General features: G+C 63.9%; 28 protein-coding genes. 16 read left to right on the top strand and 12 right to left on the bottom strand.

Annotated elements, in window-relative coordinates:
* Nucleotides 1-15 precede the first annotated feature (15 nt).
* A complete protein-coding gene (locus LAQ74_RS13900; RefSeq protein ID WP_224333131.1) occupies nt 16-507 on the bottom strand; it encodes a hypothetical protein in 492 nt (163 codons plus the stop codon).
* A gap of 114 nt (nt 508-621) precedes the next feature.
* On the opposite strand from LAQ74_RS13900, the gene LAQ74_RS13895 reads away from it, so the two are divergent.
* Nucleotides 622-1707, top strand: a complete 1086-nt coding sequence (locus tag LAQ74_RS13895) for an aminopeptidase (protein ID WP_224333130.1) — start codon at nt 622-624, stop codon at nt 1705-1707.
* Between the two features lie 280 nt (nt 1708-1987).
* Here the strand turns inward: LAQ74_RS13895 and lrp are convergent, their stop codons facing one another.
* Nucleotides 1988-2446: an HTH-type transcriptional regulator Lrp gene (lrp, locus tag LAQ74_RS13890; protein WP_224333129.1), complete on the bottom strand. Its 459-nt coding sequence runs from the start codon at nt 2444-2446 to the stop codon at nt 1988-1990.
* A gap of 126 nt (nt 2447-2572) precedes the next feature.
* Here lrp and glnA point away from each other — a divergent pair, with 126 nt between their 5' ends.
* Nucleotides 2573-3943, top strand: a complete 1371-nt coding sequence (gene glnA, locus LAQ74_RS13885) for a type I glutamate--ammonia ligase (protein WP_224333128.1) — start codon at nt 2573-2575, stop codon at nt 3941-3943.
* 9 nt (nt 3944-3952) lie between these two features.
* On the opposite strand, the gene LAQ74_RS13880 is transcribed toward glnA, so the two are convergent.
* The 3 genes from LAQ74_RS13880 to LAQ74_RS13870 all read right to left on the bottom strand — a co-directional run bounded on the left by LAQ74_RS13880 (nt 3953) and on the right by LAQ74_RS13870 (nt 7526).
* Nucleotides 3953-4870 (bottom strand): phosphatase PAP2 family protein, encoded by a 918-nt coding sequence (locus LAQ74_RS13880; protein WP_224333127.1) that lies wholly within the window; start codon nt 4868-4870, stop codon nt 3953-3955.
* Between the two features lie 100 nt (nt 4871-4970).
* Complete coding sequence (locus LAQ74_RS13875) at nt 4971-6248, bottom strand: YhjD/YihY/BrkB family envelope integrity protein (RefSeq protein ID WP_224333126.1); 1278 nt, start codon at nt 6246-6248, stop codon at nt 4971-4973.
* Between the two features lie 156 nt (nt 6249-6404).
* Complete coding sequence (locus LAQ74_RS13870; RefSeq protein ID WP_224333125.1) at nt 6405-7526, bottom strand: tRNA (guanine(26)-N(2))-dimethyltransferase; 1122 nt, start codon at nt 7524-7526, stop codon at nt 6405-6407.
* 100 nt (nt 7527-7626) lie between these two features.
* Between LAQ74_RS13870 and LAQ74_RS13865 the strand changes: the two genes are divergently transcribed.
* The 4 genes from LAQ74_RS13865 (at nt 7627) to prs (ending at nt 10611) form a co-directional block, all read left to right on the top strand.
* Nucleotides 7627-8064 (top strand): VOC family protein, encoded by a 438-nt coding sequence (locus tag LAQ74_RS13865; RefSeq protein WP_224333124.1) that lies wholly within the window; start codon nt 7627-7629, stop codon nt 8062-8064.
* A gap of 61 nt (nt 8065-8125) precedes the next feature.
* The gene (locus LAQ74_RS13860; protein WP_224333123.1) at nt 8126-8482 is read left to right on the top strand and encodes a hypothetical protein; all 357 of its coding nucleotides are present in this window, start codon (nt 8126-8128) and stop codon (nt 8480-8482) included.
* 368 nt (nt 8483-8850) lie between these two features.
* Nucleotides 8851-9669: an HVO_0234 family beta-propeller protein gene (locus tag LAQ74_RS13855; RefSeq protein WP_224333122.1), complete on the top strand. Its 819-nt coding sequence runs from the start codon at nt 8851-8853 to the stop codon at nt 9667-9669.
* A gap of 90 nt (nt 9670-9759) precedes the next feature.
* Nucleotides 9760-10611, top strand: a complete 852-nt coding sequence (gene prs / locus LAQ74_RS13850; protein ID WP_224333121.1) for a ribose-phosphate diphosphokinase — start codon at nt 9760-9762, stop codon at nt 10609-10611.
* A gap of 9 nt (nt 10612-10620) precedes the next feature.
* Here the strand turns inward: prs and LAQ74_RS13845 are convergent, their stop codons facing one another.
* Nucleotides 10621-10875: a DUF8151 family protein gene (locus LAQ74_RS13845; protein ID WP_224333120.1), complete on the bottom strand. Its 255-nt coding sequence runs from the start codon at nt 10873-10875 to the stop codon at nt 10621-10623.
* 126 nt (nt 10876-11001) lie between these two features.
* Here LAQ74_RS13845 and LAQ74_RS13840 point away from each other — a divergent pair, with 126 nt between their 5' ends.
* From LAQ74_RS13840 to LAQ74_RS13820, 5 genes are all read left to right on the top strand, one after another.
* On the top strand, nt 11002-11232 hold the full coding sequence (locus LAQ74_RS13840) for a DUF7860 family protein (RefSeq protein WP_224333119.1): 231 nt from the start codon (nt 11002-11004) through the stop codon (nt 11230-11232).
* An 89-nt stretch (nt 11233-11321) separates the two neighbouring features.
* Complete coding sequence (locus LAQ74_RS13835) at nt 11322-11537, top strand: hypothetical protein (protein ID WP_224333118.1); 216 nt, start codon at nt 11322-11324, stop codon at nt 11535-11537.
* Between the two features lie 34 nt (nt 11538-11571).
* Nucleotides 11572-12189 carry a uracil-DNA glycosylase gene (locus LAQ74_RS13830; RefSeq protein WP_224333117.1) on the top strand — a complete coding sequence of 206 codons (618 nt, stop codon included), beginning with the start codon at nt 11572-11574 and terminating at the stop codon, nt 12187-12189.
* Nucleotides 12190-12309: 120 nt separating this feature from the next.
* Nucleotides 12310-12729, top strand: a complete 420-nt coding sequence (locus LAQ74_RS13825; RefSeq protein WP_224333116.1) for an HIT family protein — start codon at nt 12310-12312, stop codon at nt 12727-12729.
* A gap of 96 nt (nt 12730-12825) precedes the next feature.
* A complete protein-coding gene (locus tag LAQ74_RS13820) occupies nt 12826-13584 on the top strand; it encodes a ParA family protein (protein ID WP_224333115.1) in 759 nt (252 codons plus the stop codon).
* A 31-nt stretch (nt 13585-13615) separates the two neighbouring features.
* On the opposite strand, the gene LAQ74_RS13815 is transcribed toward LAQ74_RS13820, so the two are convergent.
* From LAQ74_RS13815 to LAQ74_RS13790, 6 genes are all read right to left on the bottom strand, one after another.
* Nucleotides 13616-13936 (bottom strand): DUF8011 family protein, encoded by a 321-nt coding sequence (locus LAQ74_RS13815; protein WP_224333114.1) that lies wholly within the window; start codon nt 13934-13936, stop codon nt 13616-13618.
* Nucleotides 13937-14010: 74 nt separating this feature from the next.
* Entirely contained in the window at nt 14011-14625 is a 615-nt protein-coding gene (locus LAQ74_RS13810) for a DUF7858 family protein (RefSeq protein WP_224333113.1), read from the bottom strand.
* Nucleotides 14622-14960, bottom strand: a complete 339-nt coding sequence (locus tag LAQ74_RS13805) for a DUF7855 family protein (protein WP_224333112.1) — start codon at nt 14958-14960, stop codon at nt 14622-14624. The genes LAQ74_RS13810 and LAQ74_RS13805 overlap by 4 nt, the downstream gene beginning before the upstream one ends.
* 40 nt (nt 14961-15000) lie before the next feature.
* Entirely contained in the window at nt 15001-15627 is a 627-nt protein-coding gene (locus LAQ74_RS13800) for a DUF7504 family protein (protein ID WP_224333111.1), read from the bottom strand.
* Between the two features lie 163 nt (nt 15628-15790).
* The gene (locus tag LAQ74_RS13795; RefSeq protein ID WP_224333110.1) at nt 15791-16069 is read right to left on the bottom strand and encodes a DUF7854 family protein; all 279 of its coding nucleotides are present in this window, start codon (nt 16067-16069) and stop codon (nt 15791-15793) included.
* Between the two features lies 1 nt (nt 16070).
* Nucleotides 16071-18176 carry a minichromosome maintenance protein MCM gene (locus LAQ74_RS13790; RefSeq protein ID WP_224333109.1) on the bottom strand — a complete coding sequence of 702 codons (2106 nt, stop codon included), beginning with the start codon at nt 18174-18176 and terminating at the stop codon, nt 16071-16073.
* A gap of 126 nt (nt 18177-18302) precedes the next feature.
* Here LAQ74_RS13790 and LAQ74_RS13785 point away from each other — a divergent pair, with 126 nt between their 5' ends.
* The 5 genes from LAQ74_RS13785 (at nt 18303) to LAQ74_RS13765 (ending at nt 24105) form a co-directional block, all read left to right on the top strand.
* A complete protein-coding gene (locus tag LAQ74_RS13785; RefSeq protein WP_224333108.1) occupies nt 18303-20210 on the top strand; it encodes a hypothetical protein in 1908 nt (635 codons plus the stop codon).
* Complete coding sequence (locus LAQ74_RS13780) at nt 20210-20494, top strand: hypothetical protein (protein ID WP_224333107.1); 285 nt, start codon at nt 20210-20212, stop codon at nt 20492-20494. Before LAQ74_RS13785 ends, LAQ74_RS13780 begins: the two co-directional genes overlap by 1 nt.
* Nucleotides 20494-20760 carry a hypothetical protein gene (locus LAQ74_RS13775; RefSeq protein WP_224333106.1) on the top strand — a complete coding sequence of 89 codons (267 nt, stop codon included), beginning with the start codon at nt 20494-20496 and terminating at the stop codon, nt 20758-20760. Before LAQ74_RS13780 ends, LAQ74_RS13775 begins: the two co-directional genes overlap by 1 nt.
* 87 nt (nt 20761-20847) lie before the next feature.
* A complete protein-coding gene (locus LAQ74_RS13770) occupies nt 20848-22473 on the top strand; it encodes a hypothetical protein (protein ID WP_224333105.1) in 1626 nt (541 codons plus the stop codon).
* An 81-nt stretch (nt 22474-22554) separates the two neighbouring features.
* Entirely contained in the window at nt 22555-24105 is a 1551-nt protein-coding gene (locus LAQ74_RS13765; protein ID WP_224333104.1) for an ArnT family glycosyltransferase, read from the top strand.
* The last annotated feature ends 100 nt before the right edge of the window (nt 24106-24205 follow it).

The raw sequence follows: 24205 nt of genomic DNA, 5'->3' as shown, positions 1-24205 counted from the left end.
GAGCGACTGCCACACCTACTCCAAAATCTCGAAATCAGTAGCTAGATAGGGCTCTGAGCCGATAAGCACGAAGCGGTACTGACCGGGACGGAGTTCGGTATGCAGTTCGCTCACTTGCCCGTCGAGTGCGGACTCGGATAAGGTGACTACCTCTCTAACAGAATCGCCCGGTCGGAGTGCTGAGTAACACATCTCGAAGTAGCGTCCACCTGTCCACGTCGTGTGTTGCCAGCCATCCGCAGTCTCTCTCTGAATCGCCCACGGGCTGTTGCAGCCGAGCGAAATCTCCGACTCTCCGGTGTTGGTCGCCTCGAACGCAACCGTCTCTCCCAGACGAGCTACTTCGTCCAGAAGACTGAGTTCGAAACCGTCGCGCTCGTACACGATTTCTCTCCCGAGATAGTTCGGTCGTGAGTCGTCCTGCGGTGCAGCAAGCGTAGTACAGCCAGCGAGTGCAGCGCTCGCGCCGACCGAGGCGAGATACGTACGTCGGTTCACGCCGTTCATTCCCACCGTCCGAACAAGTATCTTCTCTAAACACAAACAGTTCGTTGACCCAATCACGAAATCCAGACGACAACTCCGAAAACCGTAACCCCCCACCGAAAGAACCCCCGACGCATGGACCCGCGTATCCGCGAACACGCACAGACCATCGTCGACCACTCGACGGACATCGACGCGGGCGACAACGTCGTCGTCCACATGCCGAGCGAAGCCGAGGACCTCGCCGTCGCGCTCCACGAACTCATCGGCGACCGCGGCGCGAACCCCATCTACCTCAACAACTCCGACCGCGCCGAGCGAGCGTTCCTCCGCGCACGCGAGGACGAGTTCGACACCCCGGCGCACAAACTCGCGCTCTACGAGGAGATGGACGTCTACATCGTCGCGCGAAGCGGCGGCAACGTCTCCGAGAAAGCCGACGTCGACCCAGAGACCAACGCCGCGTTCCGCCGGGCCGAACGGGAGATTCTCCACGAGCGACTCTCGAAGACGTGGTGTCTCACGCAGTACCCGACGACGGGCCACGCCCAGTTGGCAGGAATGAGCACCGAGGGCTACGAGAACTTCGTCTGGGACGCCGTCACGCTCGACTGGGACGCCCAGCGGGAGTTCCAACAGCAGATGGTCGACATCATGAACGACGCCGACGAGGTGCGCATCACCTCGGGCGACGAGACCGCCCTCACGATGAGTCTGACGGGTAACGAGACCATCAACGACTACGGCGAGGCGAACCTCCCCGGCGGCGAGGTGTTCACCGCACCCGTCAAGGACAGCGTCGAAGGCGACGTCCACTTCGACATGCCGCTGTACCGCTACGGCCGCGAAATCGAGGGCGCGCGCCTCACGTTCGAGGAAGGGAAGGTCGTCGCCCACAGCGCCGAGCGCAACGAAGAGCTACTGACGAGCATCCTCGACACCGACGAGGGGTCGCGCTACCTCGGCGAACTCGGCATCGGGATGAACCGCGCCATCGACACGTTCACCTACAACATGCTGTTCGACGAGAAGATGGGCGACACGGTCCACATGGCCGTCGGCAGCGCCTACGAGGAGTGTGTCGGCGAGGAGAACGAACTCAACGAGTCCGCCGAACACGTCGACATGATCGTCGACATGAGCGAGAACTCCACCATCGAAGTCGACGGGGAAGTGGTGCAGCGCAACGGCACGTTCGTGTTCGAAGAGAACTTCGAGTAGCGGTTTTTTTTTTTGGTCCAGATTTTGCGAGCGAACGTAGTGAGCGAGCAAAAGGTGGAACTGGGACGTTCGTGTTCGAGGAGGACTTCGAGTGCACGTCCTCCGTCTCTCTCTATCGCGTTAGACGCTTGCCCGAGCGGACCGCCGCCGCTTCAGTATCCCGGCCGAACCGCCCTGCCGGTCGGATTCTGTGTGTCGCGGACTCTGTGTCGCGAACGCGGTGTGTGACAGAGTCCTCACTCGTCGACAGAACGAACGCCGAGAACGAGTCGAATCCCGCCTACTCTTCGATATCGAGTTCGAACTGTTCGTTCTCGACGACGGCGTTGAGTACGACGCTCGTGTTCGACTCGCGGATGTCGGCGTCGGTCAGCAACTCCTTTATCTGCTTGTTCATGCCGTCGGTGTCGGTGAACTTGCCGATGGCGATGACGTCGTAGTCGCCCGTGACTTCGTACACCGAGATCATCTGTTTCTGCTCCTGCAGGCGTTCGGTGATGTCGGGGAGCGCGCTCCCTTCGACTTTCAACTGGATGATCGCGGTCACGTCGTAGCCGAGCGCGTCGTAGTTGACGATGGGGGTGTACCCCTCGACGACGCCTTCGGCCTCCAGGTCGCGGAGGTGGTTCGAGATGGTCGTGACCGAGACGTCCAGTTTCTCGCCGAGGCTTCGCAGACTCGCGCGGCCGTCGCCCAGTAGTGCATTGATGAGTTTTGCGTCGAGGTTTTCGTACGTCATTACACCCACGAACGTACTGGGGGGATTAGAATTTAACGAATATCCAATTATAGAGCAGTAGCGGGTGTTTTGCGGTAAGCGATAACGTCTTTATACTGGGTGTACACGCATAGCCTGTTCAGAAATATGACGGACGAAAACGCATCTCCGGACGGGGGGCTGAGCACCGAAGCGCAGGCAGTTATCGACGAAATCGAGTCGAAAAACGTTGATTTCCTCCGTTTGCAGTTCACGGATATTCTCGGCACAGTAAAAAACGTCGCCGTTCCGGCCACACAGGCCGAGAAGGCGTTCTCCGAAGGAATCTACTTCGACGGGTCGAGCATCGAGGGATTCGTTCGCATCCAGGAGTCGGACATGCGGCTCAAGCCGGACCCCAGCACGTTCGCGATCCTGCCGTGGCGGAAACGCGAGGAGGGTGCCTCCGCTCGCCTCATCTGCGACGTCATCGACACCTCGACGGGTGAGCCGTTCGAGGGCGACCCCCGCTACGTCCTCAAGCAGGCCATCGCCCGCGCCGAGGAGATGGGCTACGACATCAACGCCGCGCCCGAACCCGAGTTCTTCCTCTTCGAGGAGGACGAGGGGGGTCGCGCGACGACGAAGACCAACGACGCCGGGGGGTACTTCGACCTCGCGCCGAAAGACCTCGCCTCCGACGTCCGTCGCGACATCATCTACGGCCTCGAGTCGATGGGCTTCGAGATCGAAGCCAGCCACCACGAGGTCGCCGAGGGGCAGCACGAGATCAACTTCACCTACGACGACGCGCTGACCACCGCCGACAACGTCGGGACGTTCCGCACGGTCGTTCGCGCTATCGCGGCCGAGCACGACCTGCACGCGACGTTCATGCCCAAGCCCATCGCCAAGATCAACGGGTCGGGGATGCACACCCACATCTCGCTGTTCGAGGACGGCGAGAACGCCTTCCACGACGACGACGACGAGTTCAACCTCTCGGAGACCGCAAAGCAGTTCCTGCAGGGCATCCTCCAACACGCGCCCGCTATCACCGCCATCTGCAACCCGACGGTCAACAGCTACAAGCGCCTCGTCCCCGGCTACGAAGCCCCCGTCTACGTGGCGTGGTCCGACCGTAACCGCTCGGCGCTCATCCGCAAACCGGCCGCACGCGTCCCGGCCGCGAGTCGTATCGAACTCCGCTCGCCCGACCCGTCGTGCAACCCCTACCTCGCGCTCGCCGTGATGATTCACGCCGGTCTCGACGGCATCGAGCAGGAACTCGAAGCGCCCGACCCGGTGAGAGACAACATCTACGAGTTCGACGAGGAGAAGCGCGAGGAGTACGGCATCGAGACGCTCCCGGGCAACCTCGGCGAGGCCGTGGCCGCGCTCGAAGCGGACGAGGACATCCAGGCAGCGCTCGGCGAACACATCTGCGAGAAGTTCGTCGAGGCGAAAACCCAGGAGTACGACGAGTACCGTGTCGACGTCTCCGACTGGGAAGTCGAACGGTACCTCGAAACGTTCTGAACGGTTGGCTCAGACCGTCCGCGACGTTCCGCCGCCGCTTTTTTCGCCCTCGTCATGTCCCACGAGCGCCGGTACTGCGACGAGAATCGAGAGCCCTGTCGCCCCCGCGACGAACGAGACGACGAGTCCGACCTCCGCGAGATACGCGAATATCCACGGCCCGCCCGACAGCCCGAGGCCGGCGACGGCGACGGGGAGTGAGACGGCCGCCTGCGTCGCATCGAGGCGTCTCCAGACGACGGCACCGGCCAAAGCCGCACCGAGCGTCGTTGCGACCGGTCCGAGTTCCGAAGGGACGCCTCGCATGACGACGGCGGCGAGCGCGAGCGCGGCGGTGACGGTGGCGATGCCGAACGCGCGGGCGGGGTCGCCGTCGGCGACCCGGAGCGCCACGGCGAGGTAGACGAGACCGACGGCGACGCCGGCGAGCACGTCGACGAGATAGTGAACGCCGAGGACGAGTCGCGCGAGACAGACGACGCCGACGGCACCGCCCGCGACGAGCGTCCGCTTCCGTCGGTTCCACACGTCGAGCACCGCCGCCGCGCCGCCGTAGGCGACGGTGGACCCGATAGCGTGGCCGCTGGGGAAGCCGAACCCGTCGCCCGTCGCGACGTTGAGGTAGGCGGCTTCGAACGTCAGCGGCAGCCACGGTGGAATCGAGGCGGTTTCGGCGGCCGGCGGCCGCGGAAACGCGAAGGTGGCCTTCAGCGCGAGCGTCAACGCCAGCGCGCCGATAGAGAGCGCGATCAGTAACGCGCCCGTTCGTCGAGGGGCCGAGGCGACTCGCTCGCCGGCGAGCAGATACAACAGACCGAGCGCCGCGAAGAGAAACCAGACGTCGCCGAGTTGCGTGAGAAACGCGAACGCGGCGACGGCGGGGTCCGGGAGGTTCGAGAGCGTCTCGGTGATGCCCAGTTCTCGCATTGGGTACCGTTGTATCGCTACTCGCTTAGTGATAGTGGTGAGGGTACCGGGCTACCGTTCTCGCCGAGCGAGCAACGTCCGTGCGGGACACGGAGTCGCTTCACGAGCGTCGCTTGCGCACCCAGTCGGCGGCCCGACTCGGGACGCCCAGCGCGTTGAGGCCGACGCCGACGACGACGAAGATGACGTAGAGGCCGAGCGTCGACAGGAAGATGATGAGCATCGCCAACACGGCGATAAGCGGCGCTTCGCCGAGATAGAAGAACGCGCCCAGCGTCAGCACCGTCCCGTACAAAAGCACGAGGTACGGCCCCCATCCACGGGCTTTGCCGCGGCGCATCTGCCCGCGGACGTAGCGTTTCAGTTCCGCCTCCAGTTTCGGCCGCTCGACCGTTCGTTCGTTCACGTCCGACTCGAAGGCGTCGAGCTCCGCCTGTAGCTCCGCGACCTGTCGCGACAGTTCGGAGATGTCGGGCGCGCCGCTCGGTTCTACGTCCTCGTCTCGTCGCGCTTCCCCCGCTCGTCGTGCCTCCTCCTCGGACATGTCGCTTGGTTTCTCCTGTCGGGCCCCTTCCTGTTGTACCTGCCGGTCCGTGAGACGGTTCGAGAGAACGGCATTCACCACCGCGCCGACGAGGATGATGGTGCCGCCGAAGTAGAACCAGGTGAGAAGCAGCAAGATGCCGCCGAGAAGACCGCCGACGCCGCTGGAGGCGGCGGCGTAGATGCCGAACACCGCGCCGAGAATCGACCACCCGACGGCGGCGAACACGGTCCCGGGGAGCACCTCTCGGGGGGTGACGTCGACGTCCGGGAACACGTAGTACAGGGGAAAGAACGCCGCACAGAGCGTCAGGAGCAGCATGATCGGTCCGATGAGTCCGATGTACGGAATCGGCAGTAGTGCAATGACTGCGCCGACGGCGATGACGCCGACGACGCCCGCGCCGATGGCTCCGATGACGATGAGGCCGTCCTTCACCTGGTCGGCGATGCCGCCGGTCTCGGAGCCGTACACCCGCGAGAACGCGGTGTCGACGCCGCGGAACAGTTTGAGCGCGCCCCACGTCGTGAGGAGGAAACTCACCACGCCGAGGCCGCCCTGGGCCGCCTGGTCGGTCATTGCGCTGAGAACCGCATCCTGTGCCGACGGGACGAGATACTGCTCGGCCAGCGCCATAACTTCGCCTCTCAGCGCTTCGCCCCCGACGAGACCGGCGATGACGACGGCGAGCACCAACAGCGGAATCAGCGAGACGAACGCGTAGTAGGAGATGCTCGCGGCCAGAAACGTCACTTCGCGCTCCTGCACCTCCGTCACGACGGCCCGTGCGGTGCCGACGTAACTGGACGAGGAGTTGATAGATGCCGATGACACGTGAGACTGTTCAGCAACTGGTTACAAGTAACCGATGGACACTACCAGCCGTAGAGAGCGTATCGGGGGCGCCGGTCGCCGCTCGTACGGTCGTCCGTCGTGCCGTCGTCGGTCGCGCCGTCGGCACTCCGGCCACGTCGCCTCGCGCCATCGTCACTACGGCCGCGTCGCCTCGCGCATCTCGGCGACAGTCGCGTTCGTCTTGAACGCGGTGCCGCTGTAGTGCGCCTTCGATGCCTCGTATCCCGCTTCTCGGAGGTCCGAAAGGAACTCGCCCATCGCGTTCGCCGAGCGGTTCCACTGCTTGCAGAGGCGGTGCTGGTCGTAGTGAGTCGGCTCGTCGAGCTCCGCGGCGATCGTCGACAGCATTCGCGCCGCGCGCTTCTTCGTCCCCATCCCGTCGTCGAGATGCGAGCGGACCGACAGCGCGAACTCGCTGTCGGCCGTCTCGCCGAGCCATATCGGCCCGGCCGACAGCAGGCGGTTGCTCTCGCAGCGAGGACACGCCTCCGGCGGGTGTGACAGCAGGCCGAACTCGTGAGTTCGGGTGAGGCAGTCCTCGCAGTTGTGGACGTAGCCCAACTGTTCGAGGAGCGCGTCGGCGCTGGTCGCGCGGTGGTCGAGTTCGAGATACGTCCGCGCGTAATGTCTCGACACGTGCGAGAGCACGGGCTTCGCCGCGACGTCGTAGCGCGCGGCGGTCCGAATCAGCGCCGAGAGGAGGACGCGGAGGCCCATCTCGGCGTGGAAGTCGGTGTTCTGCGGGAGCGTCGAGTACTTCCGAATCCCGCTGTTCTGGTGCGCGCCGCAGAGCGGCGCGGTGTCGGTGGCGGTGACGCAGACCAGATTTCGGGCGTTCGACAGCGCCGCGTCCGCGAAGGGGATGGGCGTGCCGAACGGGTCGACGTCGACCACGTCGTACACTTCGCGGTCCTCGTAGAGCAAGGCGTTGACGTTGCGTTCGAGTACCTCGCCCGCCAACCCGTTCCGCTCTAAATTCGACCGTGCGAGTTCGACCGCCTCGGAATCGATGTCCGCACCGGTGACGCGCCAGCCCTCCGCGGCGGCGCGGACGGCCCGAATCCCGCTGGCGGTCATCGCGTCGAGGTACGTCTCCGCGCGCGGTTCTCGTTCGCGGTACGCCCGGAGCACCGCGACCGTCACGTCGCGGTTCAGTTCCTGCGTCGGGTTGAAGAACACCCCGTCGCCCGCGCCCTCGCTGGCCCCGTCGCGGGAGTCGGCGACCTCGATGTCGACGCCGCCCTCGTGAATCTGCATATCTCGACTCGCCCGTGAGCGGCGAAAAGTGGCGCGGTCCCGTTTCGTCCGTGCTGCGCGCACGCGGCGTTTTATCTCGCCGCGTTCCGTCCGTCGCGCCGTGAATCACGACGACTACGACGCGGGCGACTACGACCATGCCGACGCCGACGCCGCCGGACAGCTCCACCACGTCGAACTGTACGCATCGGATCTCGACGCCTCGGCTCGATTCTGGGAGTGGTTGCTGACCGAACTCGGCTACGAACGGAAACACGAGTGGGAGAACGGTCGGTCGTGGGTCAACGGTCCGACCTACGTCGTTCTCGTGCAGGCAGACGACTCCGGCTCCCCGTTCGAGCGACGGCAACCGGGACTGAACCACCTCGCGTTCCACGCGGCCTCCCGCGAGCAGGTCGACGACCTCACCGCGGGCGTCCGCGAACGCGACGACGCGACGCTGCTCTACGAAGACCGCCACCCCTACGCCGGCGGCTACTACGCCCTCTACTGCGAGGACCCCGAAGGAATCAAAGTCGAAGTCGTCGGTCCGGTGTGACGACCGGCCCACTGCCGCCCGCACCGAACGCGTTTTGTGGGGGCCCCGAGAATCCGGCGTCGTGAACGGCGGCGACGGCGACGACGACTGGCAGGCCGCACTCGGAGAGGCCGGACAGCTCACCGGTCCGGTAGTCGAGACGCTCGTATCCGCGCACGGGACGCGAGCGACACAGGCCATCGAAGCCGTCTCCGAACGCCGCGTCAAGCGCTACCGCGACTTCACCGTCGTCGTCGGCTACGCCGAGGAGTACGTCGTCGAGGAGGGCGGCTGTACCTGCAAGGACAGTTCGTACAACCTCGACCCCGAGGACCCGGACCAGCGCTGCTGGCACGCGCTCGCCGTCGACATCGCCGACGCGTTGGAACTCGTCGACTACCACGACATGTGGTACTCCGACGTCCGCGAGTTCCTCTGAGCGGACGGTCGGGGCGTCGCCGACTGCGCCGAATCGGCGATTAGAGGCCTCACTCGCCTCGAACCTCGAAATCGGCGCGGTGACAGTTGGGACACCCTCTCACGCCGTACGGTCGGAGTGTGCCGTCCTCGCGTCTCTCACCGGGGAGCGCTCGGTCGCAGTGTTTGCAGATGAGGAGTACTTTCTGAGACACGTCTGATGATGTCCGACCACGGGTCGCCGCTGCGGTTAAATCATGCGTGCTATTCTCTATCTATTCTCAGATATCCTGACGGTTTGGTGCTCCTTCAATCCTGACGGTTTACACATTAAATGTGTTTCTCGTTCTAGGCGGAACGCTTTCGCACTTCGCACCCCACTACGGGCGTATGCCTACTATCGACGAAAAGCGGGTCTACGCCGACAAAGCCGGTAAGGCGGAGCTGTTCGTCGCGGCAGCGCTCGGCGTCGTCGTCGTCGACGTCTCCGACGACAGAATCGGCGGATTCGGTATCGACTACCGATGCACCGCCCTCGACGTCGCGGGTGACGGCGAGCGAATCGCAGTTGCGACCGATGACTCGATACTCCTCGACAGCGGCGACGGCGAGGGGTTCGAAGCGGTCGGGTTCGGGTCGGCCGTGGCCGTCGGCTTCGACGGCGACGCGTTGCTCGCCGCCGACGAGTCCGGCCGCGTCGCGCGTCGCTCCATGGACGAGGCCGGCGACTCGGCGACGTGGACGGAGCTAGGACCGGTCGACCACCCGCGGGCGATAGACGGCGCGCTCGTCGCCGCCGCCGACGGCGTCCACCGTGTCGACGACGGGGGTCTCTCGAACGTCGGTCTCGACGACGTGCGCGACGTGTCGGCGGCGGGCGTCCCGCTGGCGGCGACCGGGTCCGGCCTCTACGCGCTCGGAAACGGCTGGATGGACGCGCTCTCGGGGTCGTTCCACGTCGTCGCCGGCGACGGTCGACGCGCCCACGCCGTCGGCGACGGCCGGGTCTACTCGCGCACCGAGGAGAACGCGTGGGAGGCCGTCGACGTACCCGCCGCCGAACCCATCGTCGGTGTGGCGCACGGTCCGGCGACGTACGCCGTCACCCAGGCGGGGACGTTGCTCATGGACGCGGGCGACGGTTGGCGCTCGCAGACGCTCGGACTCGACGGCATCGCGGGCGTCGTCGTGCGCGTCATCGAGGAGTGAGCCGCGACACGAGCGCCGAGGGCGACGCGACGAGACCGACGACGCGACGGTAACGAAAACGGGTTTAGGCCGGGGCGAAGAGACGCACCCATGATACTCTCCGGTTCGACCTCGCAGGCGCTGTCGGCCGCCCTCGCCGCCGAGACGGGCGAGTCGCTGTCCGTCGCCGAGTACGACCGTTTCCCCGACGGCGAACTGCTCGCCTCGGTGCCCGAGTTCGACGACGACCGCGCCGTCGTCGTCTGTGCGACTACTTCCTCTGACGCTCACCTCGAACTGCTCCAGTTGCAGGACGCCGCCCGAGAAGCGGGCGCGAAGGAGGTCGTCACTGTCCTTCCCTACATGGGTTACAGCCGACAGGACCGCGCGTTCAAATCCGGCCACCCTATCTCCGCGCGCGCCGTCGCCCGCGCGATCAGCTCCGGCACCGACCGCGTCGTCCTCGTGACGCCGCACGAAGAGAGCGTCGCCGACTTCTTCGACGTTCCCTGCGAGACGGTCGAGGCCTCGTCGTTGCTCGCCACCCCGCTCCCCGACGACCTCGAAGAGCCGCTGTTTCTCGGCCCGGACGAAAGCGCCGAGGACCTCGCCGAGGAGGTCCGCGACGTGTACGGCGCGGGCGACACCGACTACTTCGAGAAGACGCGCGACTACGACACCGGCGAGGTGAGCGTCGAACCGAGCGACGCCTCGGTCGAAAATCGGGATATCGTCGTCGTCGACGACATCATCGCCACCGGTTCGACGATGAGCGAGGCGGTCGACGCGCTCGCAGAGAGGGGTGCGAACAACGTCTTCGCCACCTGCGTCCACCCGGTGCTCACCGGCAACGCACGGACGAAACTCGCCGCTGCGGGTATCGAAGCGGTGTACGGAACCGACACGGTCGAACGAGAAGTGAGCGCCGTCAGCGCCGCGTCAGTCGTCGCCGACGCGCTCTGAACGCGGCGGTTACTCTGTCAGATGGGCGAGCAACTGTCTGCTCCGCGGCAACGCCTCGGTGAAACCCATCAGGTACGGGCCGAAGTAGAACGCCATCAGTCCGATGACGGCGAGCCACAGCGCCAGCACGGTCTCGCCGGTAGCCATCGTTTCGAGTGCGAGCTGTTCGATGTAGACGCCGAGCGTGGAGAGCGCGGCGGCTCCGCCCGCGAAGAACAGCACGGAGACGAACTCCGGCAGCAGTTCGAGAAGTGATTCGAGCATATCCTCCCCCTCCGTCTCTCTCCCACCTCACTCTTTCGCTCTCGTCCAGCGCTCGCTCTCGCCCAGCGCTCGTACTCTCCGTCCCGAGAACGAAACGGTTTTTCTGGTCGCTCGTAGAGCGTGTGTATGACCGGCCGTTACGGTAACATCGACTACCCCCGCCTGACGAAATCCGCGTTCCTCCTCGGTGTCACCCTCTTCGCGGTGGGTGCGCTCGCCGAACTTGTCGGACACGCCGCCTTCGGAACGCTCCCCGCGTGGCAGGACACGCTGTTTCTCGACATGGAGATCGTCGGCATCGCCATCGCGCTCCTCTCGCCGTTCGTCTTCGGTATCGCGCTCCCGCTGACGGAGTAAACCTGACCCGGGAGGAGATGGCGGGCTCGACAGTACCGTCCGCCGAACCCGGCGCGAACACTCATCATCTCCCGACGTGAACTGCACGTATGGTTCGTAGCCTCTGGGAGGCGTTTCTCGCTCTCGTCGGCCGCGGAGACGACGGGGACGACGGAGACGAAGCCGACGAATCCCGGTTCGTCCCCTCGCCGCTGGACCTCTCGGTCCGGACCGCACACGGGGGGCGTGACGACGAAGTCGTGCGCGAACTCTCGAAAATCGGCGAACAGGCACGGGAGATAGAAGACCGACACCGCGGCCGCTGAACGGCCGACCCGCCCACCAGTCCACGTTAGCGTCATGCCGACCCATCCGGACGAATCCGAGAAGAACGTCCTCGAACCGGGCTGTGCGCGCTGTCCCGCGCTCGCCGAGTCGCGCACCTGTATCTCGTGGGGTAACGGGCCGATGGACGCCGACGTGGTGGTCGTCGGCGAAGCGCCCGGCGCCGGCGACCCCGACGCCGAGACGTGGAAAGGCGGCAACCACACCGGGTTCGCCTACACCTCCAAACACTCGGGCCGCCGCGTCCGCTCGCTGTTCGAGTCGCTCGGCTACGCCGACCGGACGTACTACACGAACGCCGTGAACTGCTTCCCCGAGGGCGACGACGGGTCGAACCGCGAACCGACGCCCGAGGAGCGCCGCAGTTGTCGACTCCATCTCGAAACCGAACTCGAACAGGTCGCTCCCGAACTCGTGGTGACGACCGGCAAACACGCGACGGCGACGCTCCTCGCCTTCGACGACGAGCCGCTCGACGGTTTTCTCGACCGAGTGTTGGAACCGTTCGGCTCGCAGACGTTGGGCGTCCGCGTACTGCCGCTTCTGCATCCCTCGTACCAGGAGGTGTGGCTCTCGCGGTTGGGCTACACGCCGGAGAAGTACCGTGACGCGATAGCCGACTATCTACCCTGAGTTACGGTCTCGTTCGACTGTTGGGCTGTCCTTCACTACGCCCGTCAGTTCTCACCCCTTCTCCGAACCATCTCGCAGTTCGTCCGAACTTTCTTGCCGACGGCGAGAGACGCTCACACCATGGCCGACGACTGTATCTTCTGTAAAATCGTCGCGGGCGACATCCCCGGACGCACCGTCTACGAGACAGAGCGCGCGCTGGCGTTCCTCGACGCGAACCCGCTGTCGCCTGGGCACACGCTCGTCATCCCGAAAAATCACGCCGAGCGACTCGACGACCTCTCCGGAGACGAGGCGTCCGAGCTGTTCGCGGCGGTCCACGAACTCACCCCGCGCGTCGAGTCGGCCGTCGACGCCGACGCGGTCACCGTCGGCATCAACGACGGCAGCGCCGCCGGTCAGGAGGTGCCGCACGTCCACGTCCACCTCGTCCCGCGCTTCGAGGGCGACGGCGGCGGCCCGATTCACGCCGTCGCGGGCGAGCGTCCGGACCTCTCGGACGAGGAACTCGACGCCATCGCCGACGACGTCGCCGAGTGAGTCGGTCGCGTCGTCGCCTCGCGGCGAAACTCGCTTCGAGTCGAACTGTTCAAAGAACCGCAGACTTTTAGCCCGATGGCGGCACCAACTCGGCGTATGTCTGACACGGTCTCCGCTGCGCTCGTCGGAGCGACCGGCGGCGCGGGGACGACGCGGACGACGCTCGAACTGGCGACCACGCTCGCGAACGACGGGCGCGACGTGGCGGTACTCGACGCCGCGTTCGCGACGCAGGGGCTGGCCGACTACCACGACGGTCGACTGGAGACCGATATGACGGCGCTCCTGGTCGAACCGGAGACGCCGTTGGACGCCGGACTCGCCGAGTTCTCGCTACCCGAGCGGGTACCGGGGAGCGTCGCCTGTGTCCCCGCCAGCGCGCCATTCGAGCGCCTCGCCCGCGCGAAGACCGCCGAGGCCGCCCGTCGATTCGGGACACGCGTCGCCGAAGCGAGCGCGGCGTTCGACCACGTCCTCCTCGACGTGCCGCCGGTCGCCGCGAACCAGGCCATCGCGGCCGCCGACGCCGCCCAACGGGTCGTCACCGTCGCACCCGCGACCGACCGCGGCGTGGAGGCGAACCGCCGTCTTCGCGACCGACTCGCCGACCTCGGTATCGAGACACATGCGACACTCGCGACCCACGGCCGGTTCGAGGCCGCGGACGCGTTCGTCCCCGACACCGACGCGCCGGTCCCGGCGTCGCTCGACACGGCCGGAACGTTCGCGCCGACGGTTGCCCACGCCGCGGAGACGACGGTGACGACGGAACTCGACCTCGAATTCGAAGAGAAGGGCGTTCTCGACAGCGTCGACGGTTTCCTCCCGTCGTCGCTGCGGCGGTTGACCGAGTAGAAACAGTTGAACGAACTTTCGAGACGGACGACTATCTGGGTAGAACGTGTTCGGGAGCCAGCAGCACGAGAGCTATCAGGGCGAGTGCCACCAGAATCCCCAGTACACGCAACATCCCTGCCGTCCGTCGGCGCTCTTTCGGAAGCGATTCCGCAAGGCTGGACAACGAAGCGGCGACGGCGAGAAAGAGCGCTGGGTCGAACGGGACGTCACCTAGAACGCCGAAGTAGACGTATATCCCGGTGAACAGCAGCGCGCTGGCGAACTGGACCGACGCGTGAACCCATCCTGATGGCTCACTAAACAGCACCTCGTCGACCAGATACGACGGGATTGACGAACTCTCGTCCAAATGCATACGCGACCTTTACCTATCAACTGTAAACTGTAATAAGTGAATACGGCTTTCTCACCGAGGATATCGGCTCAGAAGAACTCGCTCGCGTCGCTCATCGTCTCCGCCAGCGCGTCGCGTTTGGCCACCGTCGCGTTCGTCGCGGGCGTCAGTTCGCCCGACGTCGCGTCGGCCAGTTCCTCGACCGGTTCGTGCGTCTCGACGTACGCCGCGAGTGCGAACTCCGTCTTCGACGCCCCGGTCAGCGTTCGGCCCACCTCGGTCGTGTCCCGCTCTGCTTCCCGGCGCTCCTGTATCTTGCCGCGCAACGCGGCAACGCGCTCTCTGAGTCGTGTCTCGTCGTCTCCGACATCGGCGACGCGTCTCCGGGCTTCGGCCGTCTCCACGTCCGGAACGTCGAGCTCGGAGAGCGTCGTCTCTACGCTCGCGCGTTCGGTATCCTCGGGGACGGTCATCCCGCGCGAGCGCGCCGCCGCCTCCAGCGACCGCACCAACGACTCGCCGGACGGGTCGTCGACGTGCCACAGCGCTTCGTGTCCGACTCGGGGTGTCGGGCAGTCCACGGCGACTCGTCCGGAGGCTGCCTCCGCGCAGACGGCCTCGTACACCGTCTCCGGGGCGAGACTCACCGCTCGGAGGTCGACCGCCCGGCCTCGGTACACCGACGTTCCGACGCGGACCTTCACAACTCTCGACCGCGCATCTGCTCGGTGTTCGGGTGGTCGGTCCCCGCAGCGAACTTCGCGTACGGCGTGCTCGGCGAGTTACGGGCTTCGTAGGCGGTCGCGGCCTCGCGTATCTCCGCTGCAACCTCGGCGAACTCGTTGAACGGTTCGGTCCGCGACAGTTGGACGTCGCCGCCGTGTTTGGCGCGCAACCGAAGTGCGAGAAAGGCGCCTAGTTCGGTCGACGCGAACAGCGCCGCACGGCCGAACCGTCTGACGACTGTCGTCTCGTGGCTTCGGCAGACGTTCCGGAGCGTCGCTCGCGCGGCCTGTGAGTACGTGACGACCAGCAGCACGGATACGGATGTATCCGTTCTAAAAGTAAAACCTTCGGAGTCAGCGACACCTGATGTGTCGCTCGCCGTCACGGAGCTCGACGACGGCGTCGCAGAGCGACGCGATACTCTCGACGGTCCGGTCGTCGTGCGCACCCGGGTCCATGTGGAAGTGTGCGACGGCGTCGGCGGCGTACAGTCGTCCCGTGAGCACGTGGAGGAACTCGTAGGCGGTCTGGCGGTCGACGTACTGCAGCATCGCCGTCAGCGAGTCGACGCAGACGACGGTCCGGGCGTCGTTGCTGTGCCAGCGAGTCAGCTGTTCGGTGATGCTGATTCCGAGTCCGGTGAGATCGTTGGGATTGGTGACCGTCTCGATACTGGGGTCTAGGCCGTCGGACCCGTGGTTCGCGCTCTGTGGGTTCCCGGCGCTCACCGACCGCATCGAGTCGCCGACGCTGACGACGCCGACGTTCGCCGGACGGCTCTCGCTGTGGTTCCGCCACCGGCGCAGTTGTGCGTCCGGCGACTTCGTGTACGAGACCCACAGCGCGTTCTTCTCGACATCGTCGGGATGCAGGAGGTCGATGCAGGCGTCACTCTCGCCCTCCCCGAGCGACGGGGACAGAAGGAGGACACTCGACGCCTCCTCGAACACCGTCTCCATCGTAGCTACGTCTCCTTTCACGACCGGCTCCCTGTCAAGTTACTCAGGTGATGTATCAGAGCAAGATACAAAAGTGTTTGCGTATCTGTAACGTATTGTCACCGACACTCGCCGGTCTTCGGCGCGTACGGCTTCGACTCCGTCTGCTCGCTCTCGCCTCGGTCTCCTGCTCCGCCCTGCTCCGCTATCGCTCGACCAGCGCGATTTCGAACGCGACCTCCTCGTCGAGAAGTGCTCGGACGCGCTCTCTAGCCGCACTCTCGGAGTCGGCGACGACGACGAGTCCGTCGGCCCGGTCGTCGCCGCGCGCGCGGTACGCAGAGAGGCCGTCGGCTTCGAACTCGGTGGCGTACGTCCGAAGCACCGCGACGACCCGTCTTTCGGCCGTTGCGAGGTCAACCTCGCCGTCTTCGAACGCCCGAAGCGCTTCCTCGACGTTCCGAAGCGCGGAGATGCGGTCCATCTTACGTCGTCCGGAGGTGACCCTGCGTCGGTTCGTACAGTTCGCCCTTTCGTTTGAGACCTTCTATCTCCTTCTCGGCCTTCTGCTCGCCGATGCCGAGTTTCTCCTCGGCCTCCTCGAGGATGACCTCCACGGGCGCGCCGCCGTCGTACTCGCCCTCGATGTCGCTGATGAGTTTGCGGAGGTTCATCTTCCGGTCGCGCTGGGTCTTCGACTGCCCCGTCTCGACTACGTCGGCGTCGAACTGTCCGGTTTCGGGATCGACGCCGATATCTTGGAGGGTCGAACGCGCGAGTTCGACCGCCCGGTCTGCGTCCTCCTCGTCGACGGTGTCGGAGAGGCGGATGCGCGCGCTCGCCTCCGCGAGGCGAACGAGCGCCTCCAGTTTTCTGGCGGTGACCGGGACCGGCGCGTCCTCGTCGGCGCCTTTCGCCCGGAGGTCGACGTAGAACTCCCGAATCGTCGCCATCGCCACGTCGGTCATCGTCGGGAAGCAGTTGCGCTTCGAGTACGCGATGTACTTCCGGAGCAGGTCCGCCTCGATCTCGGGAGCGACCTCTTCGGTCACGTCGTCGACTTCCTGCTGGGTGAAGTTCGAGGTGGTGAGGTTCGTCCGCTGGGTGTTCAACTCCCCCGCGTAGTTCGTCTGCAGGATGTGGTCGGCCAGTTTGCCGTCGTGCTCGGGGTCGGGTTGGTCGGTGACGGTAAAGATGAGGTCGAACCGGGAGATGAGCGCCGGTTCGAGGTTTATCTGCTCGCCGATGGGTTCGTACTGGTCGAACCGGCCGTACTTGGGGTTCGCCGCGCCGAGCAGCGAACACCGGGATTTGAGCGTCGCGTTGATGCCCGCCTTCGACACCGAAATCTTCTGCTGTTCGAGCGCCTCGTGCATGGCTGAACGATCTTCCGGCCTCATTTTGTCCAGTTCGTCGACAGCTGCAATTCCCTTGTCGGCGAGCACGAGCGCGCCCGCTTCGAGCGTCCACTGCTGGCCGTCGCCGAAGTCGTCGCGGACGGCGGCGGCGGTCAACCCTGCACTGGAACTCCCTTTTCCTGATGTGTAAACTGACCTTGGTGCGATATTTTGAATGTACGAAAGCATCTGCGATTTGCCCGTACCAGGGTCGCCTATCAGGAGCATGTGGAGGTCCCCTCGAATCCGTGACCCATCCGGGAGGTGCTTCGTGACGCCCGAGAACAGTTGGAGAATCATCGCGAGTTTCTCCTTCTCGTAGCCGTAGATGGCGGGCGCGACGGAGGCGACCATCTCGTCGTAGATGTCCGGATGCGAGGAGAGTTCGATTATCTCCTCTTTGTCCTCCTCGGTGATGTCCATATCCTCGAACTCCTCGTCCTCGATGGTCACCGAGACGCCGTCCATGTAGAGGTCGAAGATGGGCGACTTCTCCTGGCCGTTCTTCATCTGTTCGATGTGGAGCACGCCCGTCATCGTGACGTGGTCGCCGGCGGTCACCTTGCCGGTGATGTCGTCTTCGACGTTGATGTCGATGCTCTGGGGCGTCTCGCCGCCCCGGAGTCCCTCGGGACTCTCCTGGACGCGGAGTTTCTGGGAGTCGATGAACTCCGACTGGTCGAAGTTGACACGGAAGGGGCCTTGGCGTTCGCAGCCCTGGCACTCGTGCGGTTCCTGGAAACTGCTGTCGGACTGCGGGATGTGCGTCATCGTGCCGCAGCGCTGGCACTCGAAGGCCGCCTGCGTCACTTTCGGTCGGACGTCGGTCGCTTTGCGGACGATTCCCTGCACGCTCACCATCTTGCCGACGTGGTCGTCGTGGACGCGGATGCCGCGGATCGCGATGCTCTCCGGTAGGCCGTCGAGGCGGACGTGCGCCTGCCCGAGACTGACGTCGGCGGGGAGGTCGTAGAGGCGGAGGGCTTCCTCGGCGTACTCCTGCATCTGCTCGGGGTGCGAGCGGTAGTCGTCGGCGAGGTCCGGATCGAAGGTGTAGAGGTCGTCGTAGTCGATGTAGAGCGAACGTTGCTCGTTGGGGTAGTTCTGGGCGAGCTGGCCGATGCGGTCCCGATAGTAATTGCGGTAGAACTGGATGAACCGCTCGGTCAACTCCTGGTTCGATGCCTGCGCCATTGACGCAAGCTTAGGCCCTCTCCGTGTAAGAAGTATCGCCTTGGGGTGGAAGTGATAACTGTGTGACGCGGACACGCCCGAGATAATGATTAAAAAATTACAAGACTGTACATTACTAACACGCCGATGTTCACCCAAATCACCGCTCGCGAGCTGGCCGAGAAGCGGGACGGCGACGACGACTCTCTCCTGGTCGACACGCGACCCGAAGAGAGCTATGAGTCGTGGCGCGTCGAGGACTACCTCAACCGTGGCTCTGAGGCGTTCAGCGACACTACCGCAGTCGGTGCGCGCGAGTATACCGACAGGAACCCTGCCGCTGCAGCATTCCGTGTGGGTCGGGAACTGCGTAACCTCGTGTCCGGTAGAGACGCGGACTTCTCGCAGGTTTACGACCCGACGAAGCCGGCGACGACCGGCGAGCGCGTGATGGAGAACGCACTCATCGGCGCAGGCGAACTGTTCAACGCCCCTGGCATCGCGAGCGACCTCAAGGAGATCGGCGAAACGGGAGCGTACGTAGCGGGTCCTGCAGGACGCGGAAACATCGATGAAGTGCAGCGACGCGCCGGCGAGGCAGCGGGCCAAGGGGCACTCCTCGGATCGAGATTCGCGCTGGCAGCGGAAAGTAACCCCGTCGCAGTCGGTTCGCAACTCACCGGCTCTCTCGCCGGAGGATACGGTGCTGTTCGTGGTGCTCGTGCGGTCGGCGGTACTCGTGGATCGATGGCTGCGCGGTACGCGATTCAGCCCGGTGAGGAAGCGGTTCGAGCAGTCGGTCGAGGCGTCTACCGCGGTGGCCGTCGTGTCCAACGTGGAGGGACGCCGAACCTGCGCGACCTCCGCGTCGACGCAGCGGGCCGCGTTCGGGACGCCGGTGGACGGTTCGTAAGCAATGACGTCGTTCAGCGTGCAGTCGACAACGCGAGACGATTCGCGCGAGACGACCGGGCACAGGTTGGGGCGGGACGAAGCCGATCGTCTGCAGGCCGACAGCGCTCGAGTGGCCGACGTACTCAGAGCGGTAGTAGTCGGCGGTCGACCGGGAATCCGGAAGTTGACGAAGCCCTGCGCCTGATGCAGGAGTCGAACAACCGGATCGCACGCAACGCGCGTAATCCGAGGAACGACCCCCGCCCCGGCTCTCCCGGTCGGCGTATCGGCCGCGAGGGGCGGAGCAACGCACCGAGTCGACGTTACCGAGAGTCGGACCCAGAACCCGAAGCACAGCCGGGCGACTTCCAAGAGACGGGAAGAAGCGAGTCTCAGGGCTCGGAACTCGACCCTCGTGACCTCCGGAATCGAGATGTTCCACAGCGGCGCTCCGACGAGTCAGAGGCGACTCCCGGAGCGGTCGGCGTCGAACCCGGACAGGAGAGCGCAGGCCCCGTCGGACGGCTCATCGAGGGCGCAGAAGCTCGAATCGAGCAGGCTCAGCAGATGTTCCTCGACGGGGACTCGAATGTTCGGGGCGTCAAGGAAGACCTCGAACTCTCTGAACGTGCTGCGGACAGCGAAGTCCAGGGACTCCTCGATGTCGTCGAGGAAACGGAGGTCCGACTCGACGAGGCGTTGGACACGGGACTCGACGTCGAGACCGAAGTCGGCATCGACGAACTGATCGAAGAGATTCCGGATATCGACACGATTCCGGATACTGACCTCCGAATCGAGGAGGACGTCTTCGAACTCCCAGAAATCGAAACCGACGTTCGAGTCGACACCGAGATGGACCGAATACTGGAGACACCGACCGAGGTTCCGCCGGAGTTTCGCGACCCGAGAGAGCCGACACTCCGTGAACCAACGCTCCGCGAGCCCGTCGACCGCATTCCACGCGACCCGGACTTCGAGCGAAAGGACGAACCGGACATCGAGGCCAAACTCGCACGTCTGGGACGGCTCTTCTCCGACGAGTTCGAGAATCCCGTCGCCAGCGTCGAGGACGTTGCAGGCGACGTCGGCGACCTGCCCGAGGTCGACTTCGGCGGTGTCGACGCCGATCTCGACGCGGCGATGGAGGTCGAGTTCTGATGTTCCGGCGTGACGAACGCGGGCAGATGTCCTACCAGCTGATGATCGCGCTAATCACGATCGTCATTGTCGGCGCGACGCTCGTGTGGGTTGCGCCGCTGTTCAGCACGCTCCAGGACAACGCCGAAGACCGAAACGAGGACGTCCGGTACAGCGTCGAGGCCGAGGAAGGTCTCGGGTACATCGTCCAGGCGCAAGACGGGATGCCGACGGTGACGATGGTTCTCGTCGCGCTGTTCGTCTTCGGCGCTGCGGTGTACCAGTCGGCGAGAGGTGGGGCCTGATGGTGCTGCGCCGAATCACGCAGATCATCAGTACGCTGTTCGCTGCGTTCGTGTTCTTCCTCTTCGCGCCGACGATTCTGTCGGTGTTGGCGGAGAAGGCAGCAGAGAGTTCGTTGGTCCAGGACGGCACGTTCTCGATGGGACCGCTGGACCGACTCGCGGAGGTAACGCTCGTCTGGGTCCCCCTGACAACGGTAATCGGCGTCATCGGCATCGCGGTTCTCGCGACCGTGATTCGGGTGGCCATCGCGCAGCGCGGGTACTGATCTCCTTCGGCCCTCCAAAACTCGTAACCGGTCGTAACGGGCCGTCACGCTACTGTTACCTGCATTTCTCCCGGTCTGTAGTGTAGTATGAGTTCTCGGTTCTCCGAGGAGCAAGAAGCACAGATTCGAGAGATCGTCGGCGACGAGCTGGCGACCACGGACAGCGACGGAAACGAAGTGTCGGTGTCGTGGTTCGAGAGGATGGGACTGTCTCGTCGAGAGGCGCTGAAGGCGATCGGGCTGGTGGCGCTGGGATACTCGGCGAGTTCGGCAGCGCTGAAGGCCTCGACCGGACCTGTTCGGGCGCAATCTTCGGGATCGGGAACGGTTGGGACAGAAGATGACCCGCTCGCGGGCGTTCATACCGAGTCGCTCACTCTCGGAGGAGAGACCGAAACCGAGTGGCCGTCTGGCGGTGCCTTCTCTGACGATGATGACGATGGTATCTACACACTTCCTGACGATGCGTCAGGGATAGATGTAGAGCAGATAAATAACGTCGTGTATCTCTCTTCTGGGGATGTGCTGAACGATGTTGTTGATGATACGTCGCTTCCGGCTCTGTTCGTGCTCCCAGAGGGGACAGTAACTTGGGATGGATCTGTCGGAGAGACAGAGAGCTTCGCGGTCGTGGGTCGTGGTAAGAACATCTCGACCGTCCAAAATGCTGGCAACTCCATGCTGGAGTTCGTCAGTGGCGACGCCTCCAGTGCCACCCATCTCTGGGCAGACCTCACAGTCGACGGCAATAGTGACACGACCGACGGCGGACGGGTATGGGGGTACGGTGTTGACGCGGAGATGGGGATGCTTCGATTATCCAACGTCGAGGTCCGGGACATAGACCTTAGCGACCAGTCCACCCAACAGGGGATAATCAACGCCGCAAGCGGGAACCCGATAGCTATCGAATCCATCGAAGTCATAGACGGTTGTGAGTTCCGACTAGACAGCTTCAGCGGCATCCAGCCCGAAAGGTACTGGTGTCTCCGGGCGAACTCGAACGCATCGATTGACCACATATTCGTTGACGACTCAACGCGAGTTATCTCGGATGACTTTCGACAACAAGATTCAGACGCCCGCTCTCGCGGATTCCAAGCTCGTGTGCAAAAACACGCATACATCGGTGGCTACTACGAGAACGTCTCAAACTACTGTGCCCGAGCGACCACCGAAACCAGCGACGCGACGGCAATCCTCGCCGGTACAGCGGCCCAACCCGGCGAAGGAGACCAATGGGCGTTACGGGGGCAGGGGACGGCGGTACTGTCCTGCGAGGTCCTTCCGACAAACGATAATGACGGGGACCGTGGTATCATCGCTGACGGCCCGATGGACATCATCTTTCGGGATGCAACGGTAAATGCCACACGTGTCGGTGTCGAACTGCGTGGATATAACTCCGCGACGGGAACGTTGTCGCTGATCGACGTCGGGAGCACGGATGACACCGACCCGCGACCGGCCGTCCAAATTAACGATAAAGACGAGGAGGTTGGGAAGACGCTGCTTGAAGTCCATATCTACAATAACAATCCGGACCGGTATCTCGATCCAGCGATTGAACTGAATGACACATCGACGTATGGGTGGAAGGATGGGACAATGGTGTTTAAGGGATTGGTCGAAGGGTACGAAAGTAATTTAATAGACGACCAAACTCCGTCCGAAGTCACAGTTAACACTGACAACCTTGTGGACGATAGTTAAGAAGTCTGATAGCCGCACCTCATAATATTCAACATCAGGGGGTAGAGGACACCACACTGATGGACGAGGCTCGTCTCCGGATTGGTAGCGCAAGACGTAAACCATCTTCTTGTAACGCTTCAAAGTACGATGTTGGACAGAATCACTCACCAAACCGAATCCGTACTCTATCGGTTTGATAGATTACACCATCTCTTCCTTTGGATTCTCCCCGCGATTGCGGCACTCCCCCTGCTCACGGCAGCGACACCGATCCAGTACCGAGCGACCCGCGAGGTCGCAGGCTACTTCCAGACGCTCTCGTTCGTCCGGGATGGCTTCGGCGCGTTCACATACATCACTCCCCGGGAAAGTTTTAGCGCACTCCACCTGCATAGCCTCCTCAACACGCCGTTCGTGGCGCTCGGCTACCCGAGCGGGATGCGGCTCATCAACTTCGTCATCGCCATCGGCGTCGTCGTCTTGGTCGGTTCGTTCGTCGCTCGCCACTACGGCTACCTTGCGGGAACCATCACTGCGTTCAGTCTGTGGGCACATCCGCTCTTCCTCCGGTTTTCGTTCGGCTACCTCCCGGAAGCCCTCAGCATCCTCCTGACCGCAGGAGCCGCAATCGCGATGTACCAGTTCGCCCAGACAGACGAAAACCGCTGGTATCTCGCAAGCGTCGGCCTGCTCGCCGTCGCGATGACGAACCACATGTGGGAGGCCACGGTTGCGCTCCCGCTGTCCGCGCTCTGCCTGTACGCGCGTCGATACCGGCACGCGGTCGGCGTCCCCCTCGTCGTTGCGACGATGTTCGCCTTGATTTGGTACATCCGACGGATCTACGGTCCCGTCGAGTCCGGGCAACTGCTTGGCTACTCGGTTCTCAAGACCGGCCTCACGGTCTACGCACGTCCGGAGTGGTGGCTGAGCCACTTCTCGTGGCATCCCATCCACATCGCGTTCACGCTCACGCTCCCCGCGAGCATCCTCGCGTTCGCGTACTGGACAAACCGCACTCGACACGACCAGACGGCGTGGAACGTCCTCCTCTCGTCGTGGCTTGCGAGCGGCATCACGCTCATCGTCCTGCTCCCCCACGGGTTCGCTGGACACGACTACTACCTCTGGGCGCTCCTCGCACCGCTCGCGATGACGGTCGGCGTCGTCGTGACCGAGGATCTGGCCAGCGTTCTTCCGTCGGTGTCGACGCGACAGGTCGCGCTCGGGCTCGCGGGGCTCCTCTTGGTCGCCGCGGTCACAAACGGCTGGCTTCTTGAAGCCGCGGTACTCGGTGGGACTGGACTTCCCGTAGTGAGCTCGCCAGATGGCCAAGTCCAACCCTCAAACAATTTAACTCACGAACAGACGATTAATGCAGGGCTGGAAATTAGTGACTCTGAAATCGAGACAGTATCGGAAGTGACGTTCGTCGGTGACTGGGAACAGAACTACTATTCGTCGGTGGGGAGAGTTCTCATCTACTCTGGTCATCTCGTTAAAGGCTGGGAAGACCCACGAAATGCCGGCCACGACTATCACGGAGATTATTCGCCGAGATTCGCTCAATCACCTGATGAGGCAAACGATTGTAAACTGATGGTGATCCATACTGGGGACGACATTATTGTTTCAGAGTGCAAATCATGAATCCGAGACGAAGATAACGAATTGACGAGTCCTATCCATCGCTCCCCGTAACCACTCGTAACGCCCCGTCACGCTACTGTTATCCGATTTTATGCGTGTT

It is taken from the genome of Haloprofundus halobius (assembly GCF_020097835.1).
GTDB lineage: Archaea > Halobacteriota > Halobacteria > Halobacteriales > Haloferacaceae > Haloprofundus > Haloprofundus halobius.
The sequence above is the reverse complement of the archived record's forward strand: the minus strand, read 5'-3'. Positions and strand labels throughout refer to the sequence as shown.